This window comes from Aeromicrobium sp. Leaf291, assembly GCF_001423365.1.
GTDB lineage: Bacteria > Actinomycetota > Actinomycetes > Propionibacteriales > Nocardioidaceae > Aeromicrobium.
Genome location: NZ_LMNM01000002.1, coordinates 809,977 through 833,489 on the forward strand (window position 1 = coordinate 809,977; position 23,513 = coordinate 833,489).

Annotated in this window: 26 protein-coding genes and 1 tRNA gene; all 27 read right to left on the reverse strand. The window is 73.0% G+C overall.

What is annotated here, in order from left to right; genetic code table 11:
• The 27 genes from ASF35_RS13555 to ASF35_RS13685 all read right to left on the reverse strand — a co-directional run bounded on the left by ASF35_RS13555 (nt 1) and on the right by ASF35_RS13685 (nt 23,075).
• Nucleotides 1-1,083 (reverse strand): MSMEG_0568 family radical SAM protein, encoded by a 1,083-nt coding sequence (locus ASF35_RS13555; protein ID WP_055968403.1) that lies wholly within the window; start codon nt 1,081-1,083, stop codon nt 1-3.
• 10 nt (nt 1,084-1,093) lie between these two features.
• Nucleotides 1,094-1,618, reverse strand: coding sequence for an MSMEG_0572/Sll0783 family nitrogen starvation response protein (locus ASF35_RS13560; protein WP_055968405.1), 525 nt, complete (start codon nt 1,616-1,618; stop codon nt 1,094-1,096).
• Nucleotides 1,619-1,706: 88 nt separating this feature from the next.
• Nucleotides 1,707-2,534 carry an amidohydrolase family protein gene (locus ASF35_RS13565; RefSeq protein WP_055968407.1) on the reverse strand — a complete coding sequence of 276 codons (828 nt, stop codon included), beginning with the start codon at nt 2,532-2,534 and terminating at the stop codon, nt 1,707-1,709.
• Between the two features lie 150 nt (nt 2,535-2,684).
• The gene (locus ASF35_RS13570) at nt 2,685-2,966 is read right to left on the reverse strand and encodes a YrhK family protein (RefSeq protein WP_055968409.1); all 282 of its coding nucleotides are present in this window, start codon (nt 2,964-2,966) and stop codon (nt 2,685-2,687) included.
• A gap of 108 nt (nt 2,967-3,074) precedes the next feature.
• A tRNA-Pro gene (locus tag ASF35_RS13575) sits at nt 3,075-3,148 on the reverse strand.
• Between the two features lie 49 nt (nt 3,149-3,197).
• Nucleotides 3,198-4,013: a pseudouridine synthase gene (locus ASF35_RS13580; protein WP_369797017.1), complete on the reverse strand. Its 816-nt coding sequence runs from the start codon at nt 4,011-4,013 to the stop codon at nt 3,198-3,200.
• Nucleotides 4,014-4,130: 117 nt separating this feature from the next.
• Nucleotides 4,131-5,483, reverse strand: coding sequence for a ribosome biogenesis GTPase Der (gene der, locus ASF35_RS13585; RefSeq protein ID WP_055968413.1), 1,353 nt, complete (start codon nt 5,481-5,483; stop codon nt 4,131-4,133).
• Entirely contained in the window at nt 5,476-6,198 is a 723-nt protein-coding gene (locus ASF35_RS13590) for a 1-acyl-sn-glycerol-3-phosphate acyltransferase (RefSeq protein WP_082480204.1), read from the reverse strand. Before ASF35_RS13590 ends, der begins: the two co-directional genes overlap by 8 nt.
• Complete coding sequence (cmk, locus tag ASF35_RS13595; RefSeq protein WP_055968417.1) at nt 6,195-6,866, reverse strand: (d)CMP kinase; 672 nt, start codon at nt 6,864-6,866, stop codon at nt 6,195-6,197. The genes ASF35_RS13590 and cmk overlap by 4 nt, the downstream gene beginning before the upstream one ends.
• A 53-nt stretch (nt 6,867-6,919) precedes the next feature.
• A complete protein-coding gene (locus tag ASF35_RS13600) occupies nt 6,920-7,972 on the reverse strand; it encodes a prephenate dehydrogenase (protein WP_055968419.1) in 1,053 nt (350 codons plus the stop codon).
• Complete coding sequence (locus tag ASF35_RS13605) at nt 7,969-8,709, reverse strand: pseudouridine synthase (protein WP_055968421.1); 741 nt, start codon at nt 8,707-8,709, stop codon at nt 7,969-7,971. The genes ASF35_RS13600 and ASF35_RS13605 overlap by 4 nt, the downstream gene beginning before the upstream one ends.
• Complete coding sequence (gene scpB, locus ASF35_RS13610) at nt 8,696-9,493, reverse strand: SMC-Scp complex subunit ScpB (RefSeq protein ID WP_082495509.1); 798 nt, start codon at nt 9,491-9,493, stop codon at nt 8,696-8,698. Before scpB ends, ASF35_RS13605 begins: the two co-directional genes overlap by 14 nt.
• A complete protein-coding gene (locus ASF35_RS13615) occupies nt 9,486-10,367 on the reverse strand; it encodes a ScpA family protein (RefSeq protein WP_055968423.1) in 882 nt (293 codons plus the stop codon). The genes scpB and ASF35_RS13615 overlap by 8 nt, the downstream gene beginning before the upstream one ends.
• Complete coding sequence (locus tag ASF35_RS13620; RefSeq protein WP_369797014.1) at nt 10,364-10,705, reverse strand: hypothetical protein; 342 nt, start codon at nt 10,703-10,705, stop codon at nt 10,364-10,366. Before ASF35_RS13620 ends, ASF35_RS13615 begins: the two co-directional genes overlap by 4 nt.
• Nucleotides 10,706-10,707: 2 nt before the next feature.
• On the reverse strand, nt 10,708-11,556 hold the full coding sequence (locus ASF35_RS13625) for a ParA family protein (protein ID WP_055968427.1): 849 nt from the start codon (nt 11,554-11,556) through the stop codon (nt 10,708-10,710).
• A gap of 130 nt (nt 11,557-11,686) precedes the next feature.
• Nucleotides 11,687-12,637 (reverse strand): site-specific tyrosine recombinase XerD, encoded by a 951-nt coding sequence (gene xerD, locus ASF35_RS13630; RefSeq protein ID WP_055968636.1) that lies wholly within the window; start codon nt 12,635-12,637, stop codon nt 11,687-11,689.
• Nucleotides 12,634-13,242, reverse strand: a complete 609-nt coding sequence (locus ASF35_RS13635; RefSeq protein ID WP_055968429.1) for an NUDIX domain-containing protein — start codon at nt 13,240-13,242, stop codon at nt 12,634-12,636. Before ASF35_RS13635 ends, xerD begins: the two co-directional genes overlap by 4 nt.
• A gap of 15 nt (nt 13,243-13,257) precedes the next feature.
• Nucleotides 13,258-14,961, reverse strand: a complete 1,704-nt coding sequence (locus tag ASF35_RS13640) for a CTP synthase (RefSeq protein WP_055968431.1) — start codon at nt 14,959-14,961, stop codon at nt 13,258-13,260.
• Between the two features lie 159 nt (nt 14,962-15,120).
• The gene (locus tag ASF35_RS13645; protein ID WP_055968433.1) at nt 15,121-15,969 is read right to left on the reverse strand and encodes a copper transporter; all 849 of its coding nucleotides are present in this window, start codon (nt 15,967-15,969) and stop codon (nt 15,121-15,123) included.
• Nucleotides 15,970-17,151, reverse strand: a complete 1,182-nt coding sequence (gene steA / locus ASF35_RS13650; protein ID WP_055968435.1) for a putative cytokinetic ring protein SteA — start codon at nt 17,149-17,151, stop codon at nt 15,970-15,972.
• 79 nt (nt 17,152-17,230) lie between these two features.
• Nucleotides 17,231-18,916 carry a DNA repair protein RecN gene (gene recN / locus ASF35_RS13655; protein ID WP_055968437.1) on the reverse strand — a complete coding sequence of 562 codons (1,686 nt, stop codon included), beginning with the start codon at nt 18,914-18,916 and terminating at the stop codon, nt 17,231-17,233.
• Nucleotides 18,916-19,848: an NAD kinase gene (locus ASF35_RS13660; protein ID WP_055968438.1), complete on the reverse strand. Its 933-nt coding sequence runs from the start codon at nt 19,846-19,848 to the stop codon at nt 18,916-18,918. Before ASF35_RS13660 ends, recN begins: the two co-directional genes overlap by 1 nt.
• On the reverse strand, nt 19,845-20,684 hold the full coding sequence (locus ASF35_RS13665; protein ID WP_055968440.1) for a TlyA family RNA methyltransferase: 840 nt from the start codon (nt 20,682-20,684) through the stop codon (nt 19,845-19,847). Before ASF35_RS13665 ends, ASF35_RS13660 begins: the two co-directional genes overlap by 4 nt.
• Complete coding sequence (locus ASF35_RS13670) at nt 20,681-20,944, reverse strand: hypothetical protein (RefSeq protein WP_055968442.1); 264 nt, start codon at nt 20,942-20,944, stop codon at nt 20,681-20,683. Before ASF35_RS13670 ends, ASF35_RS13665 begins: the two co-directional genes overlap by 4 nt.
• Before the next feature lie 4 nt (nt 20,945-20,948).
• Nucleotides 20,949-21,959, reverse strand: coding sequence for an HAD-IIA family hydrolase (locus ASF35_RS13675; RefSeq protein WP_055968444.1), 1,011 nt, complete (start codon nt 21,957-21,959; stop codon nt 20,949-20,951).
• A 9-nt stretch (nt 21,960-21,968) separates the two neighbouring features.
• Nucleotides 21,969-22,313 (reverse strand): single-stranded DNA-binding protein, encoded by a 345-nt coding sequence (locus ASF35_RS13680; RefSeq protein ID WP_055968446.1) that lies wholly within the window; start codon nt 22,311-22,313, stop codon nt 21,969-21,971.
• Nucleotides 22,314-22,439: 126 nt separating this feature from the next.
• Nucleotides 22,440-23,075 carry a tetratricopeptide repeat protein gene (locus ASF35_RS13685; protein ID WP_235499157.1) on the reverse strand — a complete coding sequence of 212 codons (636 nt, stop codon included), beginning with the start codon at nt 23,073-23,075 and terminating at the stop codon, nt 22,440-22,442.
• Between the last annotated feature and the right edge of the window lie 438 nt (nt 23,076-23,513).

Genomic DNA, 23,513 nt, shown 5'->3' on the forward strand with positions numbered 1-23,513 from the left:
TCAGGCCCCCTCGCAGCTGAGGGCGGAGCACGCGCCGCACGCGGCGCAGCCTGCGGCCTGGTCGGACCCGGCCATCCCGGAACGACGCAGCGCCGCCGCCACGCGGATCGTCACCGAGCCGACCTTCGACGCGGCCGGTGCCGGGGCGTGGTCGACGTCGGTGGCGAGCGTGCCCGCGAGCGGACGGAACGGGACGACGAAGGGGTAGACACCCATGTCGATGAGCTCCTGCGCCGCGGCGACGAGCTCGTCGGGGTCCTCGCCGAGCCCCACGAGCAAGTAGGTGGAGACCTGGTTGTGCCCGAAGACGCGCACGGCCTCGCGCCAGGCTGCGCGGTACTCGTCGATCGACACCGTGGCCTTGCCCGGGGTCCAGCGCCGCCGCACCTCGTCGTCCATCGACTCGACGTGGATCCCGATGGACCGGGCGCCCGCGTCGTACAGCTGGGTGATCGACGCGAGGTCGGCCGGCGGTTCGATCTGCACCTGGATCGGCAGGTCCGGCAGGACCTCGCGGACCGCCCGGACGCAGCGGGCGAGGTGGGTCGCACCTCGGTCGCGTCCTCGGGAGGTGCCGGTGGTCATGACCATCTGGGTGATGCCGTCGAGGTCGTGGGCGGCCTTCGCCACCTCGGCGACCTGCTGCGGCGTCTTCACCGCGATCGTCGTGCCCTGCTCCAGCGACTGCTCGATCGCGCAGAAGCGGCAGCGGTCCGACTCGTCGTACCGCATGCAGGTCTGCACGACCGTCGTGGCGAGCACGTTCGCGGCGTGGAGGCGGGCGATCTTCTCCATGCTGGTGCCGTCGGAGGTCGTCAGGTCGTAGAAGGCCGGCCTGGACACCGCCTCCACACCGAGCCCGGTGTCGGCGCCGTCGAGCAGCAGACGTCCGCCGTCGACGGAGTAGGGGCTGCGGGGGTTGAGCGGGATGGCCGCACCGATCCCGTCGAGGAGCACGTGCCCGTCGGCGCTCGGGCCCGCGCCGTTGGGGCGGGTGAGCGGGGCGTCGAGCAGGCGGATGCCCTGGATCGCGACGTCGACCCGCGTGCTGGTGCGTGTCTCCTCGGAGGACGGTGCGGTCATCCCGGCCGCCTCAGAGGTTGTACGTCGAGTTGATGATGGCGCCCTTGCGGGCGTAGTGGATCAGCGCGTCCTGCACGTCGAGCGGGTGCGCCGGGATGACGCCCTCGATCAGGTCCTCCTCGCGGAGTCCGTGCAGGGCCAGCCCGAAGCGACAGCAGTAGACCGTGCCGCCCTCCCCGATGAACGTCTCGAGCGAGGCGTTCATGTTGAGCTCGCCCGGGAAGCCGGCGTCCCCGGTCGTCGGGAAGCCGCGGGTGGCCATGCAGGCGAGCGTGCCGGGTCCGTAGAAGTACATCGCGGAGTCGAAGCCCTTCCGCAGGGCGCGCGTGGCCTGCAGGATCGCGACGAAGCTGACCGACGACTCGTGCGGGATGCCGTGCACGAGCGTGAAGTACGACTCGCCGTCCTCGGCCTGGTAGTCGGGGAACAGCTTGGTCGAGCCGTAGAGGTTCGTGCCCTTCGGCTGCGAGGGGTGCGGGATCTCGGCGAGCGACTTGGCGATGTTCTCGGCGATCTGGTCGTCGATGTCGGTCATGCGGGTTCTCCTGATGATCGGTGCTGCGGTCGGGTCCTGCGGTCGGTCGTGCACTGGCGCCACGTCGGTGTGGTCCAGGGACTGGGGGCTAGGTGCCGTAGAGCGCCTCGAAGTTGCGGCGGAAGAAGTGGTCGGCGAGCTCGCCGTCGCCGGCCGCGGCGGACAGGCGCGCGTGCTCGCCCTCGAAGTCGCCCCACGGGGCGTCGGTGGCGAACAGGATGCGGTCGTGGCCGACGCCGCGCCTCTCGATCTCCTGGACCAGCCAGGCGGGCGCGAAGCCGATGGTCCACGACGTGTCGGTGTAGACCTGCTTGCCCGCCTCGATCCAGTCGAAGAGACGACCGCCGATCAGCTTCATGTGGCCGCTCATGCCACCACCGAGATGGACCAGGTGGATCTTGGTGTCGTCGCCGTACCGCTCCACGAGCGTGCCGACCTCGTCGACGTCGGACGCCGCGCCCGGCGACGTGTGCACGTGGACCACGAGGTCGTGGGCCGCTGCCGTCGTGAAGATGCGGTCGATCTGCTCGGCGCAGTCGGGGTCGGACGGGCTGCCTCCGAGCAGGAAGCTCGTCTTGAGCGCCTTCACGCCCTGCTCCCCCACCAGCGCGAGCGCGGCGTCGTTGCGGGTGGCGTCCGAGGCCTTCGGCGAGACCCAGAGGCCGCAGCTGATGCGGTCGTCCTTCTGCGCGGCCTCGATCGCGAGGGGGTTGAGGTCGAAGGCCGCGTCGGGGACGGGGACGCCGTAGTTGGGCAGGACGAGCGCCCGATCCGTGCCCTCGGCGTCGAGGGTGGCGACGAACTCGGCGACGGTCGCCTTCGCCGTGACGTCGGCGCGGATAGCCGGGCCCCCGTAGAACGGGTAGGCCGGCAGCGCACCGATGTGGCGATGGGAGTCGAGCTGCGAGCGGGCCATGACTCAAGTCAGCCTGGCTGTCGTTTCAGGCTGGTCACGTCCGGAACAAAGCCGCGATAAGCGGTGATGTCGTTCCTGTTTCGACGCCCTCGCAGCTCCGTCGTGCGCGGAGTCCCCCTCACCCGGGCCGGGCGTCACCGGGCGAGTGAATCACCCGTCGAGGAAGTCGTCCCGGCCGCTGGGATCGCCGGCGCGCTGCAGGTGGACGCGCCGCGCAAGTCGGATGAGCGGCCGCGCGAGCAGCTCCACGCTCCCGGCCACGAAGAACCAGGTCCCGATCGTGGTGGTGGACTCCCAGAGGAACAGGATGCTCCCGACCAGGAACCAGAGGGCGACGAGGACGTCGTTGACGATGCTCAACGTCTCGTAGCGCTGGCGGATCACCAGCGTCTCCCGGCCCACGGTCAGCGTGAGGTCGTCGTCCTTGTTCATCGTCCACTCCCTCTCGATGTCCCGTGCCGGCGCAGGAACGGGCTGAGAACGAGGCAGAGGCCGCCCCCGCGACGAGCGGGAACGGCCTCTGGCCTGCGGTTTCCTCGGTCGGGCTGACAGGATTTGAACCTGCGACCCCCTGACCCCCAGTCAGGTGCGCTACCAAGCTGCGCTACAGCCCGATGAACCTCCGCAACCCTACCCCACACGGCACGGCGCCCCGGCGCGAGGTCATCGGTCACCGACGGTCAGCGGCAGGCTCCGGTGACTCGTGAAGGTCCGTGGCTGCTCGTCGACCGGGTCGTCGAAGGACAGCGTGTGGGCGAGGAGCTGCAACGGCGTGCTCATGTCGTCGACGGGCAGGTCGAGCACGTCGGGGTAGAGCGGGTCCCCGACGATCGGGACACCCAGCCCACACAGGTGCAGGCGCAGCTGGTGGGTGCGGCCCGTGGCCGGGCTCAGGCGGTAGACCGCGAGCCCGCCGCGGACCTCGTCGAGGTCGACGTGGGTCACCGCGTTCACCGGAGCGTCGGGCACCACCTCGGCACGCAGGGTGCCCCGGTCCTTGCGCACGTGGTTGCTCACGGTCAGCGGGAGCGAGAGCCCGGGGTCGTGCCGAGCGAGCGCCAGGTAGGTCTTCTGCACCTCCCGGCGGGCGAACAGCGACTGGTAGGCGCCCCGCCAGCGCCGTTCCTTGACCAGCACGAGGACCCCGGACGTCACCCGGTCCAGCCGGTGCGCGGGCGTCAGCTCGGGCAGGCCGAGCTGGTCGCGCAGTCGGACCACGACGCTCTGGCGCACGTGGCGCCCGCGCGGGATCGTGGCGAGGAAGGCCGGCTTGTCGACGACGAGCAGCCGGTCGTCCTCGTGGAGCACCGGCATGTCGCCCGGCACCTCGGGCTCGTCGCGCAGGTCGCGGTGGAACCAGACGAACGTGTGCGGGCGGTAGGGCTCGTCACCGACGAGCGGTGTGCCGTCGCCCAGCACGAAGCGACCCGCCTCGAGCATCGCCTCGACGTCGACCCGCTCGGGCAACCGGTCGCGCAACCACGCGCCCAGCGTCGGCGCGGGGGCCGGAGAGGTGCGGTCGTGGTCGGGCGTGCGCACCCAGGCCGCACCGAGCCCGTGGCGTGGCGGCAGGGGTGAGCGCGGCGGCACCTCGGGTCAGCGCCTGCCGCGCTTCTCGCGAGGACGCTGCTGGATGTGGATGGGCGTACCGACGAACCCGAACTCCTCGCGCAGCCGACGCTCGACGAACCGGAGGTAGCCGGCCTCGAGCTTGCCGGACGTGAAGAGGACGAACGTGGGCGGCGCCGTCGACGCCTGGGTGCCGAACAGGATCTTGGCCTGCTTGCCACCACGCACCGGGTGCGGGTGCTCGGCCACGAGGCGGCCGAGGAACGCGTTCAGCGCACCGGTGCCGATGCGGGTCTCCCACCCCTCCAGCGCGGCGTCGAGCGCCCGCACCAGACGGTCGACGTGCCAGCCCGTGCGGGCCGCGAAGTTGATCCGCGGCGCCCACTGCACCTGCACGAGCTCACGCTCGATCTCGCGCTCCAGGTAGTAGCGCCGCTCCTCGTCGACGAGGTCCCACTTGTTGAAGGCCACGACGAGGGCCCGGCCGGTCTCCGCCACCGACGTGACGATGCGGATGTCCTGCTCGGTGAACGGCTGGCTGGCGTCGACGATCACGACGGCCACCTCGGCGCGCTCCACCGCGGTGGACGTGCGCAGGCTGGCGTAGTACTCGTGTCCGGAGGCCTCGCGGACCCGACGGCGGATGCCGGCGGTGTCGATGAAGCGCCACTCGCGACCGCCCAGCTCGACGAGCTCGTCGACCGGGTCGACCGTGGTGCCCGACGCGTCGTCCACGACGACGCGGTACTCCCCCGCCAGCTGGTTCAGCAGGCTGGACTTGCCGACGTTGGGCTTGCCGACGATGGCGACGCGACGCGGGCCACCGAGCTCGGGGTCGCGATCCGGCGGCGCGTCGGGCAGGACGGCCAGGATGGCGTCGAGCATGTCGCCGCTGCCACGACCGTGCAGGGCCGAGACGGGGTAGGGCTCGCCCAGGCCGAGGTTCCAGAGCGATGCGGCCTCGAGCTCGCTGCGCTGGTCGTCGACCTTGTTCGCCGCGAGCACGACCGGCTTCTTGGCCGCCCGCAGGATCTTGACGACGGCCGCGTCGGCGTCGGTGATGCCGACCGTGGCGTCGACGACGAACAGCACGGCGTCGGCGGCCTGGACGGCCACCTCGGCCTGGGCGGCGATGCGCTCGGCGAGTCCGCGTGCGTCGGGGTCCCAGCCGCCGGTGTCGACGACCGTGAAGGCCTTGCCGTTCCACTCCGCGTCGTAGGGCACGCGGTCGCGGGTGACGCCGGGGACGTCCTCGACGACGGCCTCGCGGCGTCCGATGATGCGGTTGACGAGGGTCGACTTGCCGACGTTCGGACGGCCGATGATCGCGAGGACGGGCAGAGCGGGGTCGACCGGCTCGCGGGCGGGGGTGTCAGACATCGGTACTTCCTCGGGGCAGGGGGCCGGGCAGCTGCAGGTGCCCGGTGGCCGCGGCCCACTCGACGTGGTGCCGCAGGTGCTCGGTGATCCGACGCCCGACCTCGGCCACGTGGGCCCGCGTGCGGGGCCACGGGACGGGCGTGATCCGTAAGGGTTCACCGTAGACGACATCGATGCGAGAACCACGCTCGGGCCTGCTCTCGGAGGGCTCACCCGGGGCTCGGGTGCCGAAGATCGCGACCGGCACCACCGGGGCGCCGCTCACCATCGCGAGCCAGGCGACGCCGTCCTTCGTCCGGGCCACGTCACCGGCCCCGCGCAGGCCCTCGGGGTACACGACGACCGACTGGCCGCTCGCGAGCGCCTGCGCCGCGGTCCGCAGGGCCCCGACGTCGCGTCGGAACCGGTCCAGCGGGATCTGCCCGGCGAACCGCAGCAGGCGTCCGGTTCGACCTTCGAACGCCTCGACCTTCACCAGGGCGTGGGCCGGCCTGGGGGTGCACAGGATGAGCAGCGGACCGTCGAGCCACCCGATGTGGTTGCTCGCGTAGATCACGGGACCGTCGTCGGGCACCCGGTGCTCACCGCGCTGACGCACGTCCCACCGGCGGTCCAGGTACCGCCGCGCGAGCGGTCGGAGCACCCGCAGCCCGGTCTCCGGGAGGCCCTGTGGAGGGCGACTCCCCCGCGCTGCGGAGAGGAGGTGCTCGCTCACGCCGTCCGGGCCTCCTCCACCAGGGCGGCGACGGCGTCGACGACCTCCTCCAGGCTCAGGTGGGTGCCGTCGATCTGGACGGCGCCGTCGGCGCGGGTCAGGGGCGACGTGGCGCGCGTGGAGTCGATCCGGTCGCGGGCGGCGAGCGAGGCGGCCGTGGCCTCCTGGTCCGCGCCCCCGCGCTCCGCGGCCCTGCGGGCCGCCCGTGCCTCGGCGTCGGCCACCAGGTAGACCTTCACGGCCGCGTCGGGCGCGACGGTGGAACCGATGTCGCGTCCCTCGACGACGATGCCCTGGTCCGCCGACGCGATGACCCGGCGCTGCAGCTCGACGAGGAGCGTCCGCACCTGCGGGACCGCCGCGACGGGACTCACGTGCGCCGTGACGTCGTCCTCGCGGATGGCCTGCGACACGTCGGTCCCGTCGGCCGTGATGGTGGGGGCCTGCGGGTCGGTGCCCGAGACGATCTGGACATCGGCCGCGTCGCGGGCGATGGCGTCGGGGTCACCGAGGTCGGTGCCGCGCTGGAGCAGCGCCCACGTGACGGCGCGGTACATCGCCCCGGTGTCGAGGTAGGCCAGCGACAGTCGCGTCGCGACTCCCCGCGCGGTGCTCGACTTGCCCGAGCCGGACGGTCCGTCGACGGCGACGACGAGGGTGCTGCTCACAGGGGATGACTCCTTGGGGTGCTGGTTCGGGGTGAGGGACGAGGTGGGACGGGTCAACGGTAGGCCGACCAGCCCTGGTCGGCGAGGCGCTCCACCAGGGTGTCGGCCCGATCGGCCGCGACGGAGATCTCGACGAGGCCGACCGGACGACCGAGCTCGTGGTCGATGCGCAGGTCCTCGATGTTGACGCCCGACTCCCCCACGTGCGCGAAGAGCCGCGACAGCGCCCCCGGCGTGTCGGGGATCTGGACGTTGACCACGACGAGCTCGACGGGGTCCCCGCCGTGCTTGCCGGGGATGGACCGGGTCCCGGCACGACCGGCCTCGAGCACCGTGCCGACGGCGTCGCGGTCGTCCAGCGCCGCGATCATGGCGTCGAGGTCGTCGCGCACGGCACCGAGGACCTGGCCGATCTCGGCGGCGTTCGTGGAGATGATGTCGCGCCACAGCGCGGGGTCGCTGCCGGCGATGCGGGTCACGTCGCGCAGCCCCTGGCCGGCGAGGGCCAGGTGCGCCGGCGGCGCGTCGACGAGGCGTGCCGCCGCCAGTGTCGACAGCACCTGGGGCACGTGCGAGACGAGCGCGACCGCACGGTCGTGGGCGTCGGCCTCCATGACGATCGGGACCGCACCGAGCATGACGGCGACCTCCTCGACCAGCCGGACGGCGGCGTCGCTCGCCCCGTCGACGGGGGTGATCACCCACGGACGGCCCTCGAAGAGTCGCGCCGAGGCGGCCAGCGGACCGGACCGTTCGCTGCCGGCCATCGGGTGGCTGCCGACGTAGCGGTCGATCCCACCCGTCCGGTCGAGCGCGCGGACGACGCTGCCCTTGACGCTCGCCACGTCGGTGACCACGGCCTCGGGGAAGGTCTCCAGCGCCTCGCGGACCGCAGCCGCGGTGGCACCGGGCGGCACGGCCACGACCACGAGGGCGGGGTCGCGCACGGGCTCCGGACTGCCTGCACCCCGCTCGACGGCGGCTGCGACGTGCTCGGGGTCGCGGTCGGTGAGGTGCACGTCGATCCCGTGCTCACGCAGTGCGAGAGCCACGGAGGTGCCGATGAGGCCACAGCCCACGACGAGGGTGGGGGGCAGCGACGTCATGGGGCCACGCTATCGAAGAGGTCCCCCAGCTCCTCGCGTGACAGCTCGCGCGACCGACCGACCGCCAGACCGCCCAGACGCACCGGTCCGAAGCTGGTCCGCGTGAGCTCCACGACCGGGTGCCCGACGGCGTCGAGCAACCGCCGCACGATCCGGTTGCGCCCCATGTGCAGGTCGAGCTCCACGAGCGAACGGCCCCGCCCGCGGTCCTTCACCACGAAGCGGTCGACCGAGGCGGCCCCGTCGTCGAGGTCCACCCCGGCACGCAGCCTCCGACCCACGGAGTCGCCCACGGCGCCCTCGACGAGCGCCACGTAGGTCTTGGTGATCTCGAACGAGGGGTGGGCCAATCGGTGGGCGAGGTCGCCGTCGTTGGTCAGCAGGAGCAGCCCCGACGTGTCCGTGTCGAGACGGCCGACGTGGAACAGGCGTTCCTCGCGGCCGGCCACGAACTCCGTGAGGTCCCGGCGCCCCTGCTCGTCGGCCATGCTCGAGACGACGCCGCGCGGCTTGTTGAGCACGAGGTACACGTGGTCCGACGGCGGAGGGATGCGTCGGCCGTCGACGCGCACCACGTCGGCGAGCGGATCGACGCGGACCCCCATCTGCGTCACGACCTCGCCGTTGACCTCCACCCGGCCGGTGGCCATGAGCTCCTCGCAGCGACGCCGACTGCCCACGCCGGCCTGCGCGAGCACCTTCTGCAGGCGCACGCCCTCGACCTCACCGCTGCTCATGCGGCACCTCGTCGGACTCGGGGGCGGGCGCGCCGTCCTGCTCCTCGGGCTGCGGGTCGTCGATCGCGTCCTCGGGTCCAGCAGCGTCCGCAGGGGCCGTCACGGACACGACCTCGTCGTCCATCTCCTCGATCTCGGGCAGCATGGGCGCGATGTCGGGGAGCTCGGCGAGGGAGGCCAGCCCCATCCGCTCGAGGAAGTAGCTGGTCGTGCGGTAGAGGAAGGCGCCGCTCTCGCTGTCGGTGCCGGCCTCCTCGAGCAGTCCGCGTGTCACGAGGGTGCGGACCACGCCGTCGACGTTCACGCCGCGGATCGCCGAGATGCGCGACCGGCTGATCGGCTGCCGGTACGCCACCACGGCCAGGGTCTCGAGCGCCGCCTGGGTGAGCCTGGCCTGCTGGCCGTCGAGCACGAAGCGCTCCACCGCGGGGGCGAACGTCTCACGGGTGAAGTAGCGCCACCCTCCGCCGACGTTGCGCAGCTCGAAGCCGCGCGCCTGCTCGTCGTACTCCGCGGCGAGCGCCCCCAGCGCCGCCTCGACCTCGGCTGGCGGGTGGCCGACGGCCTGCGCGAGGGTCAGGTGGTCGAGTGGCTGGTCGGCGACCATGAGCACGGCCTCCAGGGCCGGCCGCAGCTCCAGCAGCTCGAGCTCCAGCTCGTGCGGGCCTCGGGGCAGCGACGGGTCCGAGGCCGGGCCCCCCGGCTCCGGGGCCTCACGGCCCCCGTCGTAGGTCCCGTCCTGCGTGGAGGTCTCCAGCGGGGTCTCGGTCGTGTCCTCAGACATCGTCGTCCTCCGGGGTGGTCGGTGCGGTGGGCTCCTCGACCGGGCCGCCGTCGAACTCGTCGCCGACGTCGATGTCGACGTCCGCGTCGTCGGTGCCGGTCCAGCGCAGGTGCAGGTCGCCGAGCGGGGTGGCCTGCTCGAAGCCGACCACACCCTCGCGGAACAGCTCCAGCAGGGCCAGGAAGCGCGCCACGGTGGTCATCAGGTCGGCGTCGGCCGTCAGCGCTCGGAAGGTGGTGCTCCGCTCGCGGCGCAGCCGGTCGACCACGAGGTGGGCCTGCTCCCGCACGCTCACGGTGGGCGCGTGCAGGTGGGCGAGCGAGACGATCGGTTCGGGCCTCGGCTCGAGCGCCCGCGCGGCCAGGGCGGCCAGCTCGTCCGGCCCGACGGACACGATCACCTCGGGCAGCAGTGCCGCGAAGCGCGGCTCGAGACCGACCTGGCGGGGGTGGCGGCGCCCCTCGGTGGCCAGCCGGTCCGCGACGAACCGCGCCACCTGCTTGAAGGCCCGGTACTGCATGAGGCGGGCGAACAGCAGGTCACGCGCCTCCAGGAGGGCGAGGTCCTCCTCGTCCTCCACGTCGGCCTGGGGCAGGAGCCGCGCGGTCTTGAGGTCGAGCAGCGTCGCGGCGACCACCAGGAACTGCGTGGTCTGCTCGAGGTCGCCGCCCAGCTCGCGCACGTAGCCGATGAACTCGGACGTCACGGTCGAGAGCGCGACCTCGGTGATGTCGAGCTGGTGCTTGGAGATGAGCGAGAGCAGGAGGTCGAACGGTCCCTCGAAGACCCCGACGTCGACGTGGAAGCCCTTCCCCTCGTCGACCCCGTCCGTGCCGTCCGTGTCGAGGCCGGCCTCGTCGACCGGCAGGCTCATGCGGAGCCGAGGCGACGGGCGAGGTCGCTCTCCTCGCCCCGGACCTCGAGGTCCTCCAGGGCCAGCGCGATGGCGGCACGCACGAGTCGGCCGCGGTCGACGTTGCGCCCCACGGTGCCGCGCAGCCCGAGCCGCGCCTGCTCGATCGCCAGCAGCTCGGCCGACGTCACGTACACCGTCATCTTCTCGTCGTGCTTGACCCGCCCGCTGTCACGCGGCGGGGCCTGCGACGCGTCGTCCCGCCCCTGTGCCGGCGGGCCGTCCGCACCCCCGCCGGTGGGCTTGCGGGCCTGCGACGCGGGGGCGGTGGGGCGGAACAGCTCGTCCGCCCCGGGCATGCTCACGCGTCGGGGCATCGATGCAGCACCTCCTGGGCCAGCTGGCGGTACGACGCGGCACCCGGGGACCCGCCCGCGAACTCGGTGATCGGCAGACCCGCGACCGTGGCGTCGGAGAACTTGACCGTGCGCCGGATGACGGTGTGGAAGACCAGGTCGCCCCACCCCTGCACGAGCGTCTGCAGCACCTCGCGGCCGTGGAGGGTGCGCCCGTCGTACATGGTGCCGAGCAGACCGATGATCTTGAGGTCGAAGTTCGTGCGGTCGCGCACCTTCTCGATGGTCTCCTTGAGCAGCGCCACGCCCCGGAGCGCGAAGTACTCGCACTCGAGCGGGATGATCACGCCGTCGGCCGCCGTGAGGGCGTTCACCGTGAGCAGGCCGAGCGACGGCTGGCAGTCGATGAGGACCACGTCGTAGTCGTGCAGCACGGGGTGCAGAGCACGGGCGAGCACCTGCTCACGACCGACCTCGGTCACCAGGCGCATCTCGGCGGCCGAGAGGTCGATGTTGGCCGGGACGAGGTCGAGGCCGGGCACCGCGGTCTCGAGGACGATGTCCTTGAGCGTGAGCTCGCGGTCCATCAGCACGTGGTAGATCGACTGCTCGAGCTCATGGGCGTTGAAGCCGAGCCCGACGGTGAGCGACCCCTGCGGGTCGAAGTCGAGCAGCAGCACCCGACGGCCGGCCTCGACGAGGGCGGCACCCAGGTTGATCGTGGTCGTGGTCTTGCCCACGCCGCCCTTCTGGTTGCACATCGCGATGATCTGCGCAGGCTGCCCACCGCGGCGGGGGGACGGCTCGGGGAAGTCCGGTCGTGGGCGTCCGGTGGGCCCGAGGTCGTCGCTCATCTGTCTCCTTCACGCCGCGTTGGTCGCCTGCCCGGCGATCGTCGTGTCACTGTATCGCGATCCGTGGGTGGCTCTCGGCAGCCGGCGCCCGAAGACCGGCGCACCGCGACCGGCACTCGGTCACCAGCACTCAGTAACCAGCGCGGGGGTGCGACGTCGCGTAGACCTCGCGCAGCCGGTCGACCGTCACGAGCGTGTAGATCTGCGTGGTCGTCACCGAGGCGTGCCCGAGCAGCTCCTGCACCACGCGCACGTCGGCGCCCCCGTCGAGCAGGTGGGTGGCGAAGGAGTGGCGCAGGGTGTGCGGCGAGACGTCGACCCCGACGCCGGCCGCGCGGGCGGCGCGCACCAGGACCGTCCAGGCGCTCTGCCGGCTCAGCCGTCCACCTCGCGCGTTGAGGAACAGGGCTGCGCCACCGGTGCCCGTCACCGAGACGAGCCCCGGCCGCGCGACGGTCAGGTAGTCGGTGATCGCACCTCTGGCGAAGGATCCGACGGGCACGAGCCGCTGCTTGCCACCCTTGCCGCGCAGCAGGGCGGTGCCCTCCTCGAGGTCGACGTCGTCGACGTCCAGACCAACGGCCTCGGAGATGCGGGCCCCGGTCCCGTACAGGACCTCGAGCAGGGCTCGGTCGCGCTTGGCCAGGCTGGTGCCCGCCGCACCGGAGGCCTCGAGGATCGCCTCGACGTCGGCCAGCGGGAGCGCCTTGGGAAGCCTGGAGGCCGGTCGCGGCGGCTTGACCGCGGCCGTGACGTCCTGCGCCACCAGCTGCTCACGCAGGCAGAACTTGTGGAACCCCCGGACGGCCACCACGGCGCGCGCCGCACTGGAGGCGCCCAGGGGTGGATGCTCGTCGTTCCCGGTGCGCAGGGCCGCCAGGAAGGCCAGCACGTCGGTCTCGGTGACGTCGGCGACGTCGTGGACGTCGGCACCGTGGAGGTGCTCGCGGTACCGCCGCAGGTCACGGCGGTAGCTGGCCAAGGTGTTGGCGGCCAGGCCGCGCTCGACCCCCAGGTGGCTCACGTAGTCCAGGATCGAGCGGTCGAGGTCGCCGGTCCCGGTCGTGGACCCGTCGCTCATCGGGACCGACGGTGGGCGGCCTCGGCGAGCACCGCGGCGCACATCGTCGCGTCGCGCACGCTCCCGTCGAGCACGGCGTCGACGACCTTCTCGAAGGGCACCCACCACTGCTCCATGCCGGCCTCCTCGGCCCGCCGCTCGGTCCGCTCGTCCTCGGGGACCGCGCTGAGACCGCTGGCCCGGAAGATCTGGCAGGCCTCGCTCGTGTACCCGGCGCTCGACAGCAGCGAGATCAGCGGCGCCCACTCGGCGGCCACCACGTCGGCCTCCTCCGCGAGCTCGCGAGCCGCAGCCTCCTGGGGCTCCTCCCCCTCGACGTCGAGGGTGCCAGCAGGGAGCTCGACCAGCCGTGCGGCCACGGGGTGTCGGTACTGCACGACGAGCAGCAGTCGGTCGTCCTCGTCGAGCGCCAGCACGCCGACGGCGCCGTTCGGTCGCACGACGGCGCGTGAGTGCTCGTCCCCCTGCGGGTCGACGATCACGTCGACGTCGACGTCGAGGTACGCGCTGCTGTAGACCCGATCGCTGGAGGCCACCGGCCACGTGGCGGGTCGATCGGCGACGTCGTCGACCAGCTCTCCCGGCAGGGTCGGGTGCGCGCTCACGAGAGGGTCATCCGGTCAGGCCGTCGGGGTGCCTGCGTCGGCCTCGACGCCGTGCGCGGCGGGCTCGTCGACGGGCAGCCGGGTCTCGCGCTGGCGCTGGAGGGCGGCCTTCACGAGACCGGCGAAGAGCGGGTGCGGGCGGGTGGGACGCGAGCGCAGCTCGGGGTGCGCCTGCGTGGCGACGTAGAACGGGTGCACGTCGGCCGGCAGCTCGACGAACTCCACGAGCGTGCCGTCGGGCGAGGTGCCGCTGAAGACCAGTCCGGACTGCTCGAGCTGGTCACGGTAGCCGTTGTTGACCTCGTAGCGGTGCCGGTGGCGCTCCTCGACCTTGTCGGCGCCGTAGACGCCCGCCACGATGCTGCCGGGCGCCAGGGCGGCCTCGTACAGGCCGAGCCGCATGGTGCCGCCCAGGTCGCCGGCGCCCTCGACGAACGCGTGCTGCTCGGCCATGGTGGCGATCACCGGGTCGCTCGCGTCGGGGTCGAACTCGGTGGAGCTCGCCCCGGGGATGCCGGCCACGTTCCGGGCGTGCTCGATCACGATGCACTGCAGGCCCAGGCAGAGGCCGAGGGTCGGGATGCCGCGGGTCCGGGCGAGGTGCAGCGCACCGATCTTGCCCTCGATGCCACGGATGCCGAAGCCGCCGGGCACGCAGATGCCGTCGACGTCGCCGAGGTGCCGTGCCGCACCCGACTCGGTCGCGCACTCGTCGGACGGCACCCAGCGCAGGTTCACCTTCGCGTCGTTGGCGAAGCCACCGGCCCGCAGCGCCTCCGCCACCGAGAGGTAGGCGTCGGGCAGGTCGACGTACTTGCCGACCAGCGCGATGGTCACCTCGTCGGCGGGCTGGTGGACCCGGCGCAGCAGCGCGTCCCACTCGGTCCAGTCGACGTCGCGGAACGGCAGGTCGAGACGGCGCACGACGTAGGCGTCGAGACCCTCGCGGTGGACCACCTTGGGGATGTCGTAGATCGAGGGGGCGTCGCTCGCGGTCACGACGGCCTCGGTGTCGACGTCGCACATGAGCGAGATCTTGCGCTTGACCGACTCGGGGATCTCGCGGTCGGAGCGGCAGACGATGGCGTCGGGCTGGATGCCGATCGAGCGCAGCGCCGCGACCGAGTGCTGCGTGGGCTTGGTCTTCAGCTCACCGGACGGGCCGATGAACGGCACCAGCGACACGTGCAGGAAGAACACGTGCCCGCGGCCGATCTCGTGGCGCACCTGGCGGGCCGACTCCAGGAACGGCTGGCTCTCGATGTCGCCGACCGTGCCGCCGATCTCGTGGATCACGACGTCGACGTCGGGCCCGCCCATGGCGAGCATCCGGTCCTTGATCTCGTTCGTGATGTGCGGGATGACCTGCACGGTGTCGCCGAGGTAGTCGCCGCGGCGCTCCCGGGCGATGACCTCGGAGTACACCTGTCCGGTGGTCACGTTCGCGCGACCCACGAGGTCCTCGTCGAGGAAGCGCTCGTAGTGGCCGATGTCGAGGTCGGTCTCGGCCCCGTCGTCGGTGACGAACACCTCGCCGTGCTGGAACGGGTTCATCGTCCCGGGATCGACGTTGAGGTAGGGGTCGAGCTTCTGCATCGTGACCCGCAGACCGCGGGACTTCAGCAGTCGGCCGAGCGACGAGGCGGTGAGCCCCTTGCCGAGCGAGGAGGCGACCCCGCCGGTGACGAAGACGTGCTTGGTGACGGCGCTGCCCTGCAAGGTGACTCCCGTGGTCGTGGGCCTGGATGCGGCGCAGCGAGGGTGTCGGACGATCCGTGCGGGCCGGCCGGGGCCGTCACTGCTCCACGGGATTCCAGTGTAGCCGCTCTCGACCCCGCCCGTGACCAGCCCGGGCGCGACGCGCCGCGCGGCTCCGTGCTACTCGGGGACGGGTCCGTCGTTGCTGCGCGACGTGCCCCAGGAGCCCGTCTCGCCTTCGGCGGCCCGCGCCAGCGCGAGAGCCGTGACCGCGCGCCCGGCCGCGGAGTCGATCACGTCGATGGTGGAGACCTGCGAGGCCTCCCGCCGCACCACGTCGACGGCCCCGCCCTCGCGGCTCGCCGACGACGGGCCCGCGACGAGGGCACCGGAGCCGGAGCCGGCGATCGAGCGGACCAGTCCCGACAGGACCTCGGCGGCGTCACCGACGCGCGACGGACCGGTGATGACGACGGCCAGGTCGGCGAAGGTGTCGGGCGCCTCCTCGGCGGCCGTGAGTCCACCTTCGTCGAAGGCGGACGCCACGGTGCGCGCCGTCTCGTCGAGCTCGCCGCCGGCATCGCCGAGCACCGAGCTGCCGAGCGCTGCGCCCACTCGCGTGTACCCCTCGCCGCTGGCGTCGGGGGCCGCCTCCTCGGCGACGCTCTCGGCGAACTGGCGGTTGCCCGGGTCGATGAGCTTGGCGGTCAGGCCCACGGTCCCGGTCACCGTGGCACCGGCCCGCTCGAGGTCACGGCGCACACCGGCGACCTCGTCGTCACGTGCGCCGGGCAGCGTCAGCACGACCACCGAGCGGTCGTCCAGCGACCCGTCGATGAGGCCGGACGAGGTCCGGGCCGCGTAGCCGTCCTCGAAGGAGGCCAGCGCGGCGTCGCCGCCGGTGCTCGCGCTGCCGTCCTCGGGTGCCGAGAGCGACTCGTCGAGCACACCCGCTCCGAGTGCGACACCGGCGGCCAGTGCGAGGAGCACGGCCGCGATGGAGACGAGGTGGTACCGGAAGGTGATCATCTACAGCAGTCCTTCGAGCCAGGTTCGGAGATCGCTCACGCTGTCGCCCAGCGCGTCGTACCAGTCGCGACCGGTCGGGGTGACGCCGATCGCCGCGACGACGGCCAGCACCCCCGCGACCAGGACGAGCAGCACGGGCCAGGCGGGCATGGTGCGTCGGGTGAAGTGGGCCACGGCACGCGCGTCGACGAGCGTGCTCGCCGCGCGCAGCCGGGTGACGAACGAGCTGGCGACCTCGGCGGTGCCCCGCTCGAGGAACTCCACCAGCCCGCGGGGTGCGCCGACCTCGACGATGACGGGTGCGTCGTTGGAGTCGGCCAGCAGGATCGCGAGGTCGCTCGGCGCACCGGAGGCGGTGAACGTCGCGACGTCGACACCGGCTCGCTCGAACCGCTCGTGCCCCTCGCTGCGTCCCGAGGACGTCACGACCACGACGTCGGCCCCGCTGCGCAGGGCCCGGTCGGAGAGGTCGTCGAGGTGGCCGATGACGACGTCGGGCGTGATCTTGGCGTCGATCAACGCGTCGGCTCCCGCCGTCACGCCGACGACGACGGCGCCGGAGTCCCTGATCCAGCGTCGGATCCGCTTGAGGTCGTCCTGCCATCCGTAGGTGCGCGAGACCACCACGACCGGTCGACCGCGCAGGCGGGTCGGGAGTCGCGGGATGCGCGCACCCTCGAGCAGCAGCTCGCGCTCGCGCTCGAGGTGGTCCGAGGCGTTGGCGGTGAGGGACCCCAGGCGGGTGGCGAGGTCGCGCTCGGCGACGCCGAGCCGCTGGGAGCGGGTCGCGTCGTCGACCATGTGGCCCTGCGCGACGAGGACCTCGTCCTTGAAGACCTTGCCGTCCGCGATCCGCACCGTGTCGCCGCTGCGCAGACGCGACCAGATGCCGGCGCCCACGTGGTCGATGAGGGTGACGCCGGCGTCGGCCAGGACCTGGGGGCCGAGGTTCGGGAAGCGGCCCGTCGAGGACTCCGCCGCGTTGAGGACCGCGCGGACGTTGCGGGCCACGAGGGCCTCGGCCTGGCCGCGGTCGAGGTCGGGCAGGTCGACGACGGCGATGTCGCCGTCGCGCAGCGCCTTGGAGGAGGCGTCACCGGTGCGGGCGAAGCGCACGACGCCGACGATGTCGTCGGTCGTGTCGTCGGCTGCACCTTCGGAGGGGCGGGTTCGTCGAGACATCGTCGTCCATCGTGGCACGGGGACCCGCCTCGGCCGCGCAGCGCGGGCCCGGCGCGTCCCCGGCCCACCACCGCGTCGGCTACTGCTGCCGCGCCAGGTCCAGCAGCTCGCGTGCGTGGGCCTGGGCGGCCTCGGAGTCGTCCTGGCCGGCCAGCATGCGGGCGAGCTCGTCGACGCGCGCCTGGCCGTCCAGACGCACCACGCTGCTGGACGTGACGTTGCCGTCGTCGTCCTTGGTCACGTGGAAGTGGTGGTGGGCGAAGGCCGCCACCTGGGGCAGGTGGGTGACCGCGAGCACCTGGGGGCCGCGCGAGAGACGGGCCAGCCGGCGGCCCACCTCGACCGCGGCGCGACCGCCGATGCCCGCGTCGACCTCGTCGAAGACGAGCGTGGGGACCGTGGTCCGGTCGGCGAGCACCACCTCGAGCGCCAGCATGAGTCGCGACAGCTCACCGCCACTGGCTCCCTTGGCCAGCGGCCGCGGCGCGGCACCGTTGTTGGCGGCGAACAGCAGCTCGACCTCGTCGAGGCCGTGCGCGGACAGGACGGCGTCGTCGGCCACGCGGACCGCCACCTCGAGTCGGGCCGACGGCATGGCGAGCTGGGCGAGCTCCTCGCACACCAGGGCGCCCAGCCGCTCCCCCGCCTCGCGCCGGACCTCGCTCATCCGCCGCGCGAGGTCGTGGACCTGCGGGGTCAGCCGTGCGATCTCGTCCTCGAGCTCGGCGATGGCCTGGTCGTCGTGGTCCAGGTCCTCCACGCTCGTGGCGGCCTTCTGCTGCCACGCGAGCACGTCGGCGACGCCGGGTCCGTACTTGCGCTGCAACGAGACGATCGCCGCCCGGCGCTCCTGGACGGCCGCGAGCCGCGCCGGGTCGACCTCCACCCCGTCGGCGTACGCGCTCAGGTCGGTAGACACCTCGTCGAGCAGGATCCCGACCTCGCGCAGCCGCGTCGTGAGGTCGTCGAGCGTCGGGTCGTGGCCGGCGACGTCCTGGAGGGCCGCGGTGGCGACGGCCACGACGTCGCGCGCGGCCGTCCCGTGGTCGCCCGCCAGGCCTTCGTGCGCCGCGAGGGCAGCCCGGGCGAGTGCCTCGGCGTGGGCGAGGCGCCCCTCCTCGGCGACGAGCTGGTCGTCCTCGCCCTCGAGCGGCTCGACCGCCTCGATCTCGGCGAGCCCGTGGCGCAGGAGGTCGAGCTCGCGGGCACGCTCCTGGGCGTGCTCCGTGAGCTCGCGCACCCGAGCGTGCGCCGCCTTCAGCCGGGCGTGCTGCGGGGTGTACTCCGCGAGCAGGTCCGCGAGCGGCTCACCGGCGAAGGCGTCCAGAGCCGCGCGCTGGGCCGGTCCGCGCAGCAGGCGGTGCTGGTCCGACTGCCCGTGCACCGCGACCAGCTCGTCGGTGATCTCCGCCAGCAGGGCTGCGGGCACGGTCGCTCCGCCGGCGAAGGCCCGCGACCGTCCCTGCGCCGACAGCACGCGACCCAGGACGACCACGTCGTCGTCGACCGCTCCCCCGGCGTCGTCGACGATCCGACCCACCGTGGAGCCGGGCGCGACCTCCACGCTCGCCTCGACACGCGCCTGACGCTCTCCGTGACGCACGAGCCCGAGGTCGGCGCGACCACCACGCAGCAGGCCGAGTGCCGTGACGACCATCGTCTTTCCGGCACCGGTCTCACCGGTGATGACGGTGAAGCCGGAGTCGAGCTCGAGCTCGGCGGACTCGATGACGCCGAGGGAGCTGAGCCGCAGGTGCTGCCACATCAGCGACCCCCGCCCCGTCGCTCGACCCCGCGCTGCTCGGCGGCGCCGCGCCAGCCCGCGACCGGGAGGTCGAACTTGCGCACCAGCCGGTCCGCGAACGGCGCCTCGTGCAGCCGGGCGAGGCGCGCCGGCGTACCGCTGCGACGGACCTCGACCCGAGCGCCCTGCGGCAGGTCGGCGGCGCGGCGGCCGTCGCACCACAGCACCCCCGCGGTGGTCTCCCCCACGACCTCGATCGCCAGGGTCGAGGCGGGCGAGACGACGAGCGGGCGGGCGAAGAGGGCGTGGGCGCTGATCGGCACGAGCAGCAGTGCCTCCACCTCGGGCCACACGATCGGGCCTCCGGCGCTGAAGTTGTACGCGGTCGAGCCGGTCGGGGTCGCGCAGACCACGCCGTCACACCCCCACCGGGAGACCGGTCGGTCGTCGATCTCCACGACCAGCTCGAGCATGCGCTCCCGGGAGGCCTTCTCGACGGTGGCCTCGTTGAGGGCCCAGTTCGTGGCGACGACCTCGCCCCCGACCGTGACCTCGACCTCCACCGTCAGCCGCTCCTCGACCCGGTAGGACCGCTCGACGACGCCCTGGACCACGGCCTGGAGGTCGTCGACGTCGGCCTCGGCCAGGAAGCCCACGTGACCCAGGTTCACGCCCAGGACGGGCGTCAGGGTGCCACGGCAGATCTCGGTGGCGCGCAGGATGGTGCCGTCACCGCCCAGGACGATCGCGAGCTCGCACCCGGCGGCCGCGCCCTCGGTGGCCGGGATCACTCCGACCTCCCCGATGCCGGCGGCCTGCAGCTCGTCGAGGTCGGACTCCAGCACGCAGACGGCGAGCCCGGCCCCTCGTAGGTCGGTCGCCAACCGGGCAGCGAGCGAGGTGGCCTCGGCGCGGGCGGTGTGCACGATGAGCAGGATGCGGCGCGCGCTCATGTCTGGCCTCCCTGGTCGGGGCGGGCACCCAGGGGCCCTGTTCCGATCACGTCGAGGACGTCGCGACGCTCGAGGGGGTCACCGTCGGGGTCGTGCCGCAGCCAGCAGAAGTACTCGACGTTCCCCGCCGGGCCCGGCAGCGGGCTCGCGGCGAGCCCGCGGGTGTCCCACCCGTGCTCGAGGGCGGCAGCACTGACGCGCAGCACGGCGTCGGCGTGCAGGTCCGGGTCGCGGACGACGCCGTTCTTTCCCAGGTTCCCGCGTCCGACCTCGAACTGCGGCTTGATCATCAGCACGATGTCACCCTTCTCGTCGCACACGGCGGTCAGCGCGGGCATGACCACGGTAAGGGAGATGAACGACAGGTCCGACACGACCACGTCGACGGGGCCGTCGATGTCGTCGCGGGTCAGGGCGCGCACGTTGGTGCGGTCGTGCACCTGGACCCGTGGGTCGTCCCGCAGCCTCCAGATCAGCTGGCCGTAGCCGACGTCGACCGCCACGACCTCCCGGACGCCACGTCGCAGCAGGACGTCGGTGAAGCCACCGGTCGAGGCACCGGCGTCGAGGCAGCGTCGACCTGCCAGCTCGAGTCCTCCGGGCTCGAAGGCAGCCAGGGCACCCAGGAGCTTGTGGGCTCCGCGGGAGGCCCAGCCGGCGTCGTCGCCGTCCTTCACCACGACGGGCTGGTCCGTGCCCACCTGGGTGGCCGGCTTCGTGGCGCGCTGACCGCCGACGCGCACGCGGCCGTCCTCGATCAGCTGCGCCGCGTGGTCCCGGGAGCGGGCCAGGCCGCGTCGCACGAGCTCGGAGTCGAGCCGGACGCGGCGGGTCACGATCGCGGGTCCGGCCGTCCCGCGCCGGCGAGCACCTCGCGCAGCGTGCGGTGCGCGGCGTCGAGCACCTCGGGTCGGCGTGAAAGCTCGACCTCGTCGAGCCGGTCGAGGTGGTCCAGCTGCTCGAGGAGCTCGGGGTGGCCGGAGCACGCCTCGCGGGCCCGCGCGACGAGGTCCGCCACCGGATCGCCGGCGGGATCGACGTCGGGTGCCTCGTCGCCGTGGGACGCGACGGTCGGGCGGTCGCTGTGCTCGCTCACCTCGTCATCCTCCCAGACCGTCGACGAGTCGGAGGTCGGCGTCGCTCCCTCGGGTGTCGCGCGTCGCCCAGGCGAGTCCGAGGAGGGCGCGGACCGACGCGGTCTCGGCAGGGTCGCCGTCGGTCAGCCGGATCACGTCGCCGTCGAGGCGGGCCGCAGCCCGACCGCACCGCGCCACGTCACCGTCGACGGCCACGTGCTCGTGGGTCTCCACGAGACCCCGCAGGTCCGTCGCCACGTAGGTGGGACGACGCCGCGGGTCGAGGCCGGCGATCTCCTGGAGGTCGCTGACGCCGGTGAGCACGGCGAGGGACGGGATGTCGAGCGCGGTGGCGCCGTCGATGTCGGTGTCGATCCGGTCGCCGACCATGAGGGGTCGACGTGCCCCCGTCCGCCGGACCGACTCGTCGAACAGGGGCCGCTCGGGCTTGCCGGCGACGACCGGCTCGAGGCCGGTCGCGTTGGCGACCGCCTGAACGAGCGAGCCGTTGCCCGGCGCGGTCCCGCGCGGCGTGGGGATGCTGAGGTCACGGTTGCTCGCGTACCACGGCAGGCCGCGGCCGACGGCGTAGGCGACCTCCGCGAGGTCCGACCAGCCGATGTCGGGGTGGAACCCCTGGACGACGGCGACCGGCTCGCCGTCGGGACCGTCGACCGGCACCAGACCCTCGGACTCCAGCGACTCCCTCAGCCCGGGGCCACCGACCACGAGGACCCGTGCTCCCGGCGCGAGATCGGCGGCCATGAGACGGGCCACCGCCTGTGCGGACGTGACCACGTCGGCGTCGTCCGGGACCGGCATGCCGATCCGTCGCAGGTGGTCGGCCACCACGGTGGCCGGCCGGGACGCGTTGTTCGTCAGGTAGGCCGGTCGGAGGCCCCGCTCGACGGCCGTCTGCAGGGCCGTGGCAGCGCCGTCGACCGCGTCGGCCCCCACGTAGACCACCCCGTCGAGGTCGAGCATCACGACGTCGTGCAGGTCGCAGAGCGGGACGTCGGTGCTCCGGAGCGGCATGGCACGAGCCTACTGAGCCGCCGGCGACCGGGAGCACGTGGTCAGCTCGACGGCGTACCAGCTCTGGGCGCCGCCGGACCCGCGCTGGAACCGGCGACGCAGCTCGCCCGTGACCGAGACGACCGCGCCGTCCGGCAGCCGCACGCAAGTCCGACGCAGGCGCGACGACCAGGCCACGCACTCGATCGTGTCGACGGTCTGCGCCGACCGGGCCGTGCCGCGCCGCGGCCTCGTGCGACGGACGACGAGGCGGAAGGTGACGATCTCGTCGCCACTCGGCAACGTGCGTGCCTCCGGGGTCCCCGACACCCGCCCGGTCAGGGCCACCTGGTTGTGGTGCTGTGGTTCAGACATCCCCCCAGCGTGGCCGCGTCGGCGTCGCGAGCCCAGCCATCCGGCAAGCCCTGTGGACGACGAAGGGCCGGGCGCATCGTCCCTGTGGACGACGGCCCGGCCCTGCGGTGCGCTCGCGCGCAGAGGTCACGACAGCGCGGAGAGGCGCTCCTCGGCATCGGTGATCTTGTTGCCGTCGACCGCCACGACCCGGTGGAACCACTCGACGGCCTCCTCCTGGCGGCCGGCCGCCAGGAGCGTGTCCGCGTACGCGTAGCGCAGGCGAGCGACCCACTCGGACCGGTTCTTGCTGTTCAGCGACTCGGTCTCGAGCAGACGGAGCGCAGCGTCCACCTGACCCAGGTCGCGTCGGGCGCCCGCGACCACGATGGTCAGCTCGACGCCGCCGGCGTCGTCCAGCGCGGCCCGGATGTCCGGGGTGTCGTAGGCCAGCGCCTTCTCCGGTCGTCCCAGGGCACGCTCGCAGTCGGCCATCATGGGCGCGTAGAGCAGCTGTCCGTTCATGCGACGCGCAGCGCGCAGCTCCGACAGCGCCTCGGCGAACTTGCCGGCGGCGTACGCGGTCTCGCCGCACGCCTCGCGGACGAGGCCGTTGCGCTGCGCTCGGGCCCGCGCCGCGAGCGCGTGCTTGTAGGCCGTCTCCGGGTCGGTGGCGACGAGCAGCCCCGCCATCACGAGGTGGCGCGCGACCCGGTCGGCGAGCTTGGCCGGCAGGTTCTGCAGCTGGTCGCGGGCGTACCGGTCCAGGTCCTTCGCCGACACGTCGTCCGGGATCGGCGGACCGTCGTAGACGACCTGGTCGACCGTGCGCTCCTCGCGCTCGGGACGACGGCCGGTGCCGCCCGTCCCGGGTCGCCCCCGGGTGTCACGACGCTCCGGGCGCCCTGCACCGTCGCCTCGCCGCCCTCCGTCCGAACGCCCCTGTCCAGGACGCCCACCACGGGGGCTCTCGTCACGACCACGGCCGCCCGAGCCCGACCGACCGCCGGCACCGGGCCGACCGCTCGATCCGCCTCGACCACCGGTCGATCCACGTCGGCCGTCTCCACGACCTGCGCCCCCACCACGGGGGCCCTTCTGCTCACTCATTCCGACTCCTGCTGAAATGCAGCGAGGCCGCTCCCTGAAGGGAGCGGCCTCGCGCTAATGATTGTCCGGCGGCGTCCTACTCTCCCACGCAGTCTCCCACGCAGTACCATC

Coding starts and splice junctions, on each gene's coding strand:
- xerD (WP_055968636.1), bottom strand. CDS start 12,637: ATGAGCGACGGGTCCACGACCGGGACCGGCGACCTCGACCGCTCGATC.
- ASF35_RS13680 (WP_055968446.1), bottom strand. CDS start 22,313: ATGTCTGAACCACAGCACCACAACCAGGTGGCCCTGACCGGGCGGGTG.
- ASF35_RS13620 (WP_369797014.1), bottom strand. CDS start 10,705: ATGCCCGGGGCGGACGAGCTGTTCCGCCCCACCGCCCCCGCGTCGCAG.
- ASF35_RS13555 (WP_055968403.1), bottom strand. CDS start 1,083: ATGACCGCACCGTCCTCCGAGGAGACACGCACCAGCACGCGGGTCGAC.
- ASF35_RS13570 (WP_055968409.1), bottom strand. CDS start 2,966: ATGAACAAGGACGACGACCTCACGCTGACCGTGGGCCGGGAGACGCTG.
- ASF35_RS13605 (WP_055968421.1), bottom strand. CDS start 8,709: ATGAGCAGCGGTGAGGTCGAGGGCGTGCGCCTGCAGAAGGTGCTCGCG.
- ASF35_RS13560 (WP_055968405.1), bottom strand. CDS start 1,618: ATGACCGACATCGACGACCAGATCGCCGAGAACATCGCCAAGTCGCTC.
- steA (WP_055968435.1), bottom strand. CDS start 17,151: ATGTCTCGACGAACCCGCCCCTCCGAAGGTGCAGCCGACGACACGACC.
- ASF35_RS13625 (WP_055968427.1), bottom strand. CDS start 11,556: ATGAGCGACGACCTCGGGCCCACCGGACGCCCACGACCGGACTTCCCC.
- ASF35_RS13600 (WP_055968419.1), bottom strand. CDS start 7,972: ATGACGTCGCTGCCCCCCACCCTCGTCGTGGGCTGTGGCCTCATCGGC.
- ASF35_RS13660 (WP_055968438.1), bottom strand. CDS start 19,848: ATGAGCGCGCGCCGCATCCTGCTCATCGTGCACACCGCCCGCGCCGAG.
- der (WP_055968413.1), bottom strand. CDS start 5,483: ATGTCTGACACCCCCGCCCGCGAGCCGGTCGACCCCGCTCTGCCCGTC.
- recN (WP_055968437.1), bottom strand. CDS start 18,916: ATGTGGCAGCACCTGCGGCTCAGCTCCCTCGGCGTCATCGAGTCCGCC.
- ASF35_RS13565 (WP_055968407.1), bottom strand. CDS start 2,534: ATGGCCCGCTCGCAGCTCGACTCCCATCGCCACATCGGTGCGCTGCCG.
- ASF35_RS13645 (WP_055968433.1), bottom strand. CDS start 15,969: ATGATCACCTTCCGGTACCACCTCGTCTCCATCGCGGCCGTGCTCCTC.
- scpB (WP_082495509.1), bottom strand. CDS start 9,493: ATGTCTGAGGACACGACCGAGACCCCGCTGGAGACCTCCACGCAGGAC.
- ASF35_RS13675 (WP_055968444.1), bottom strand. CDS start 21,959: ATGCCGCTCCGGAGCACCGACGTCCCGCTCTGCGACCTGCACGACGTC.
- ASF35_RS13615 (WP_055968423.1), bottom strand. CDS start 10,367: ATGAGCCTGCCGGTCGACGAGGCCGGCCTCGACACGGACGGCACGGAC.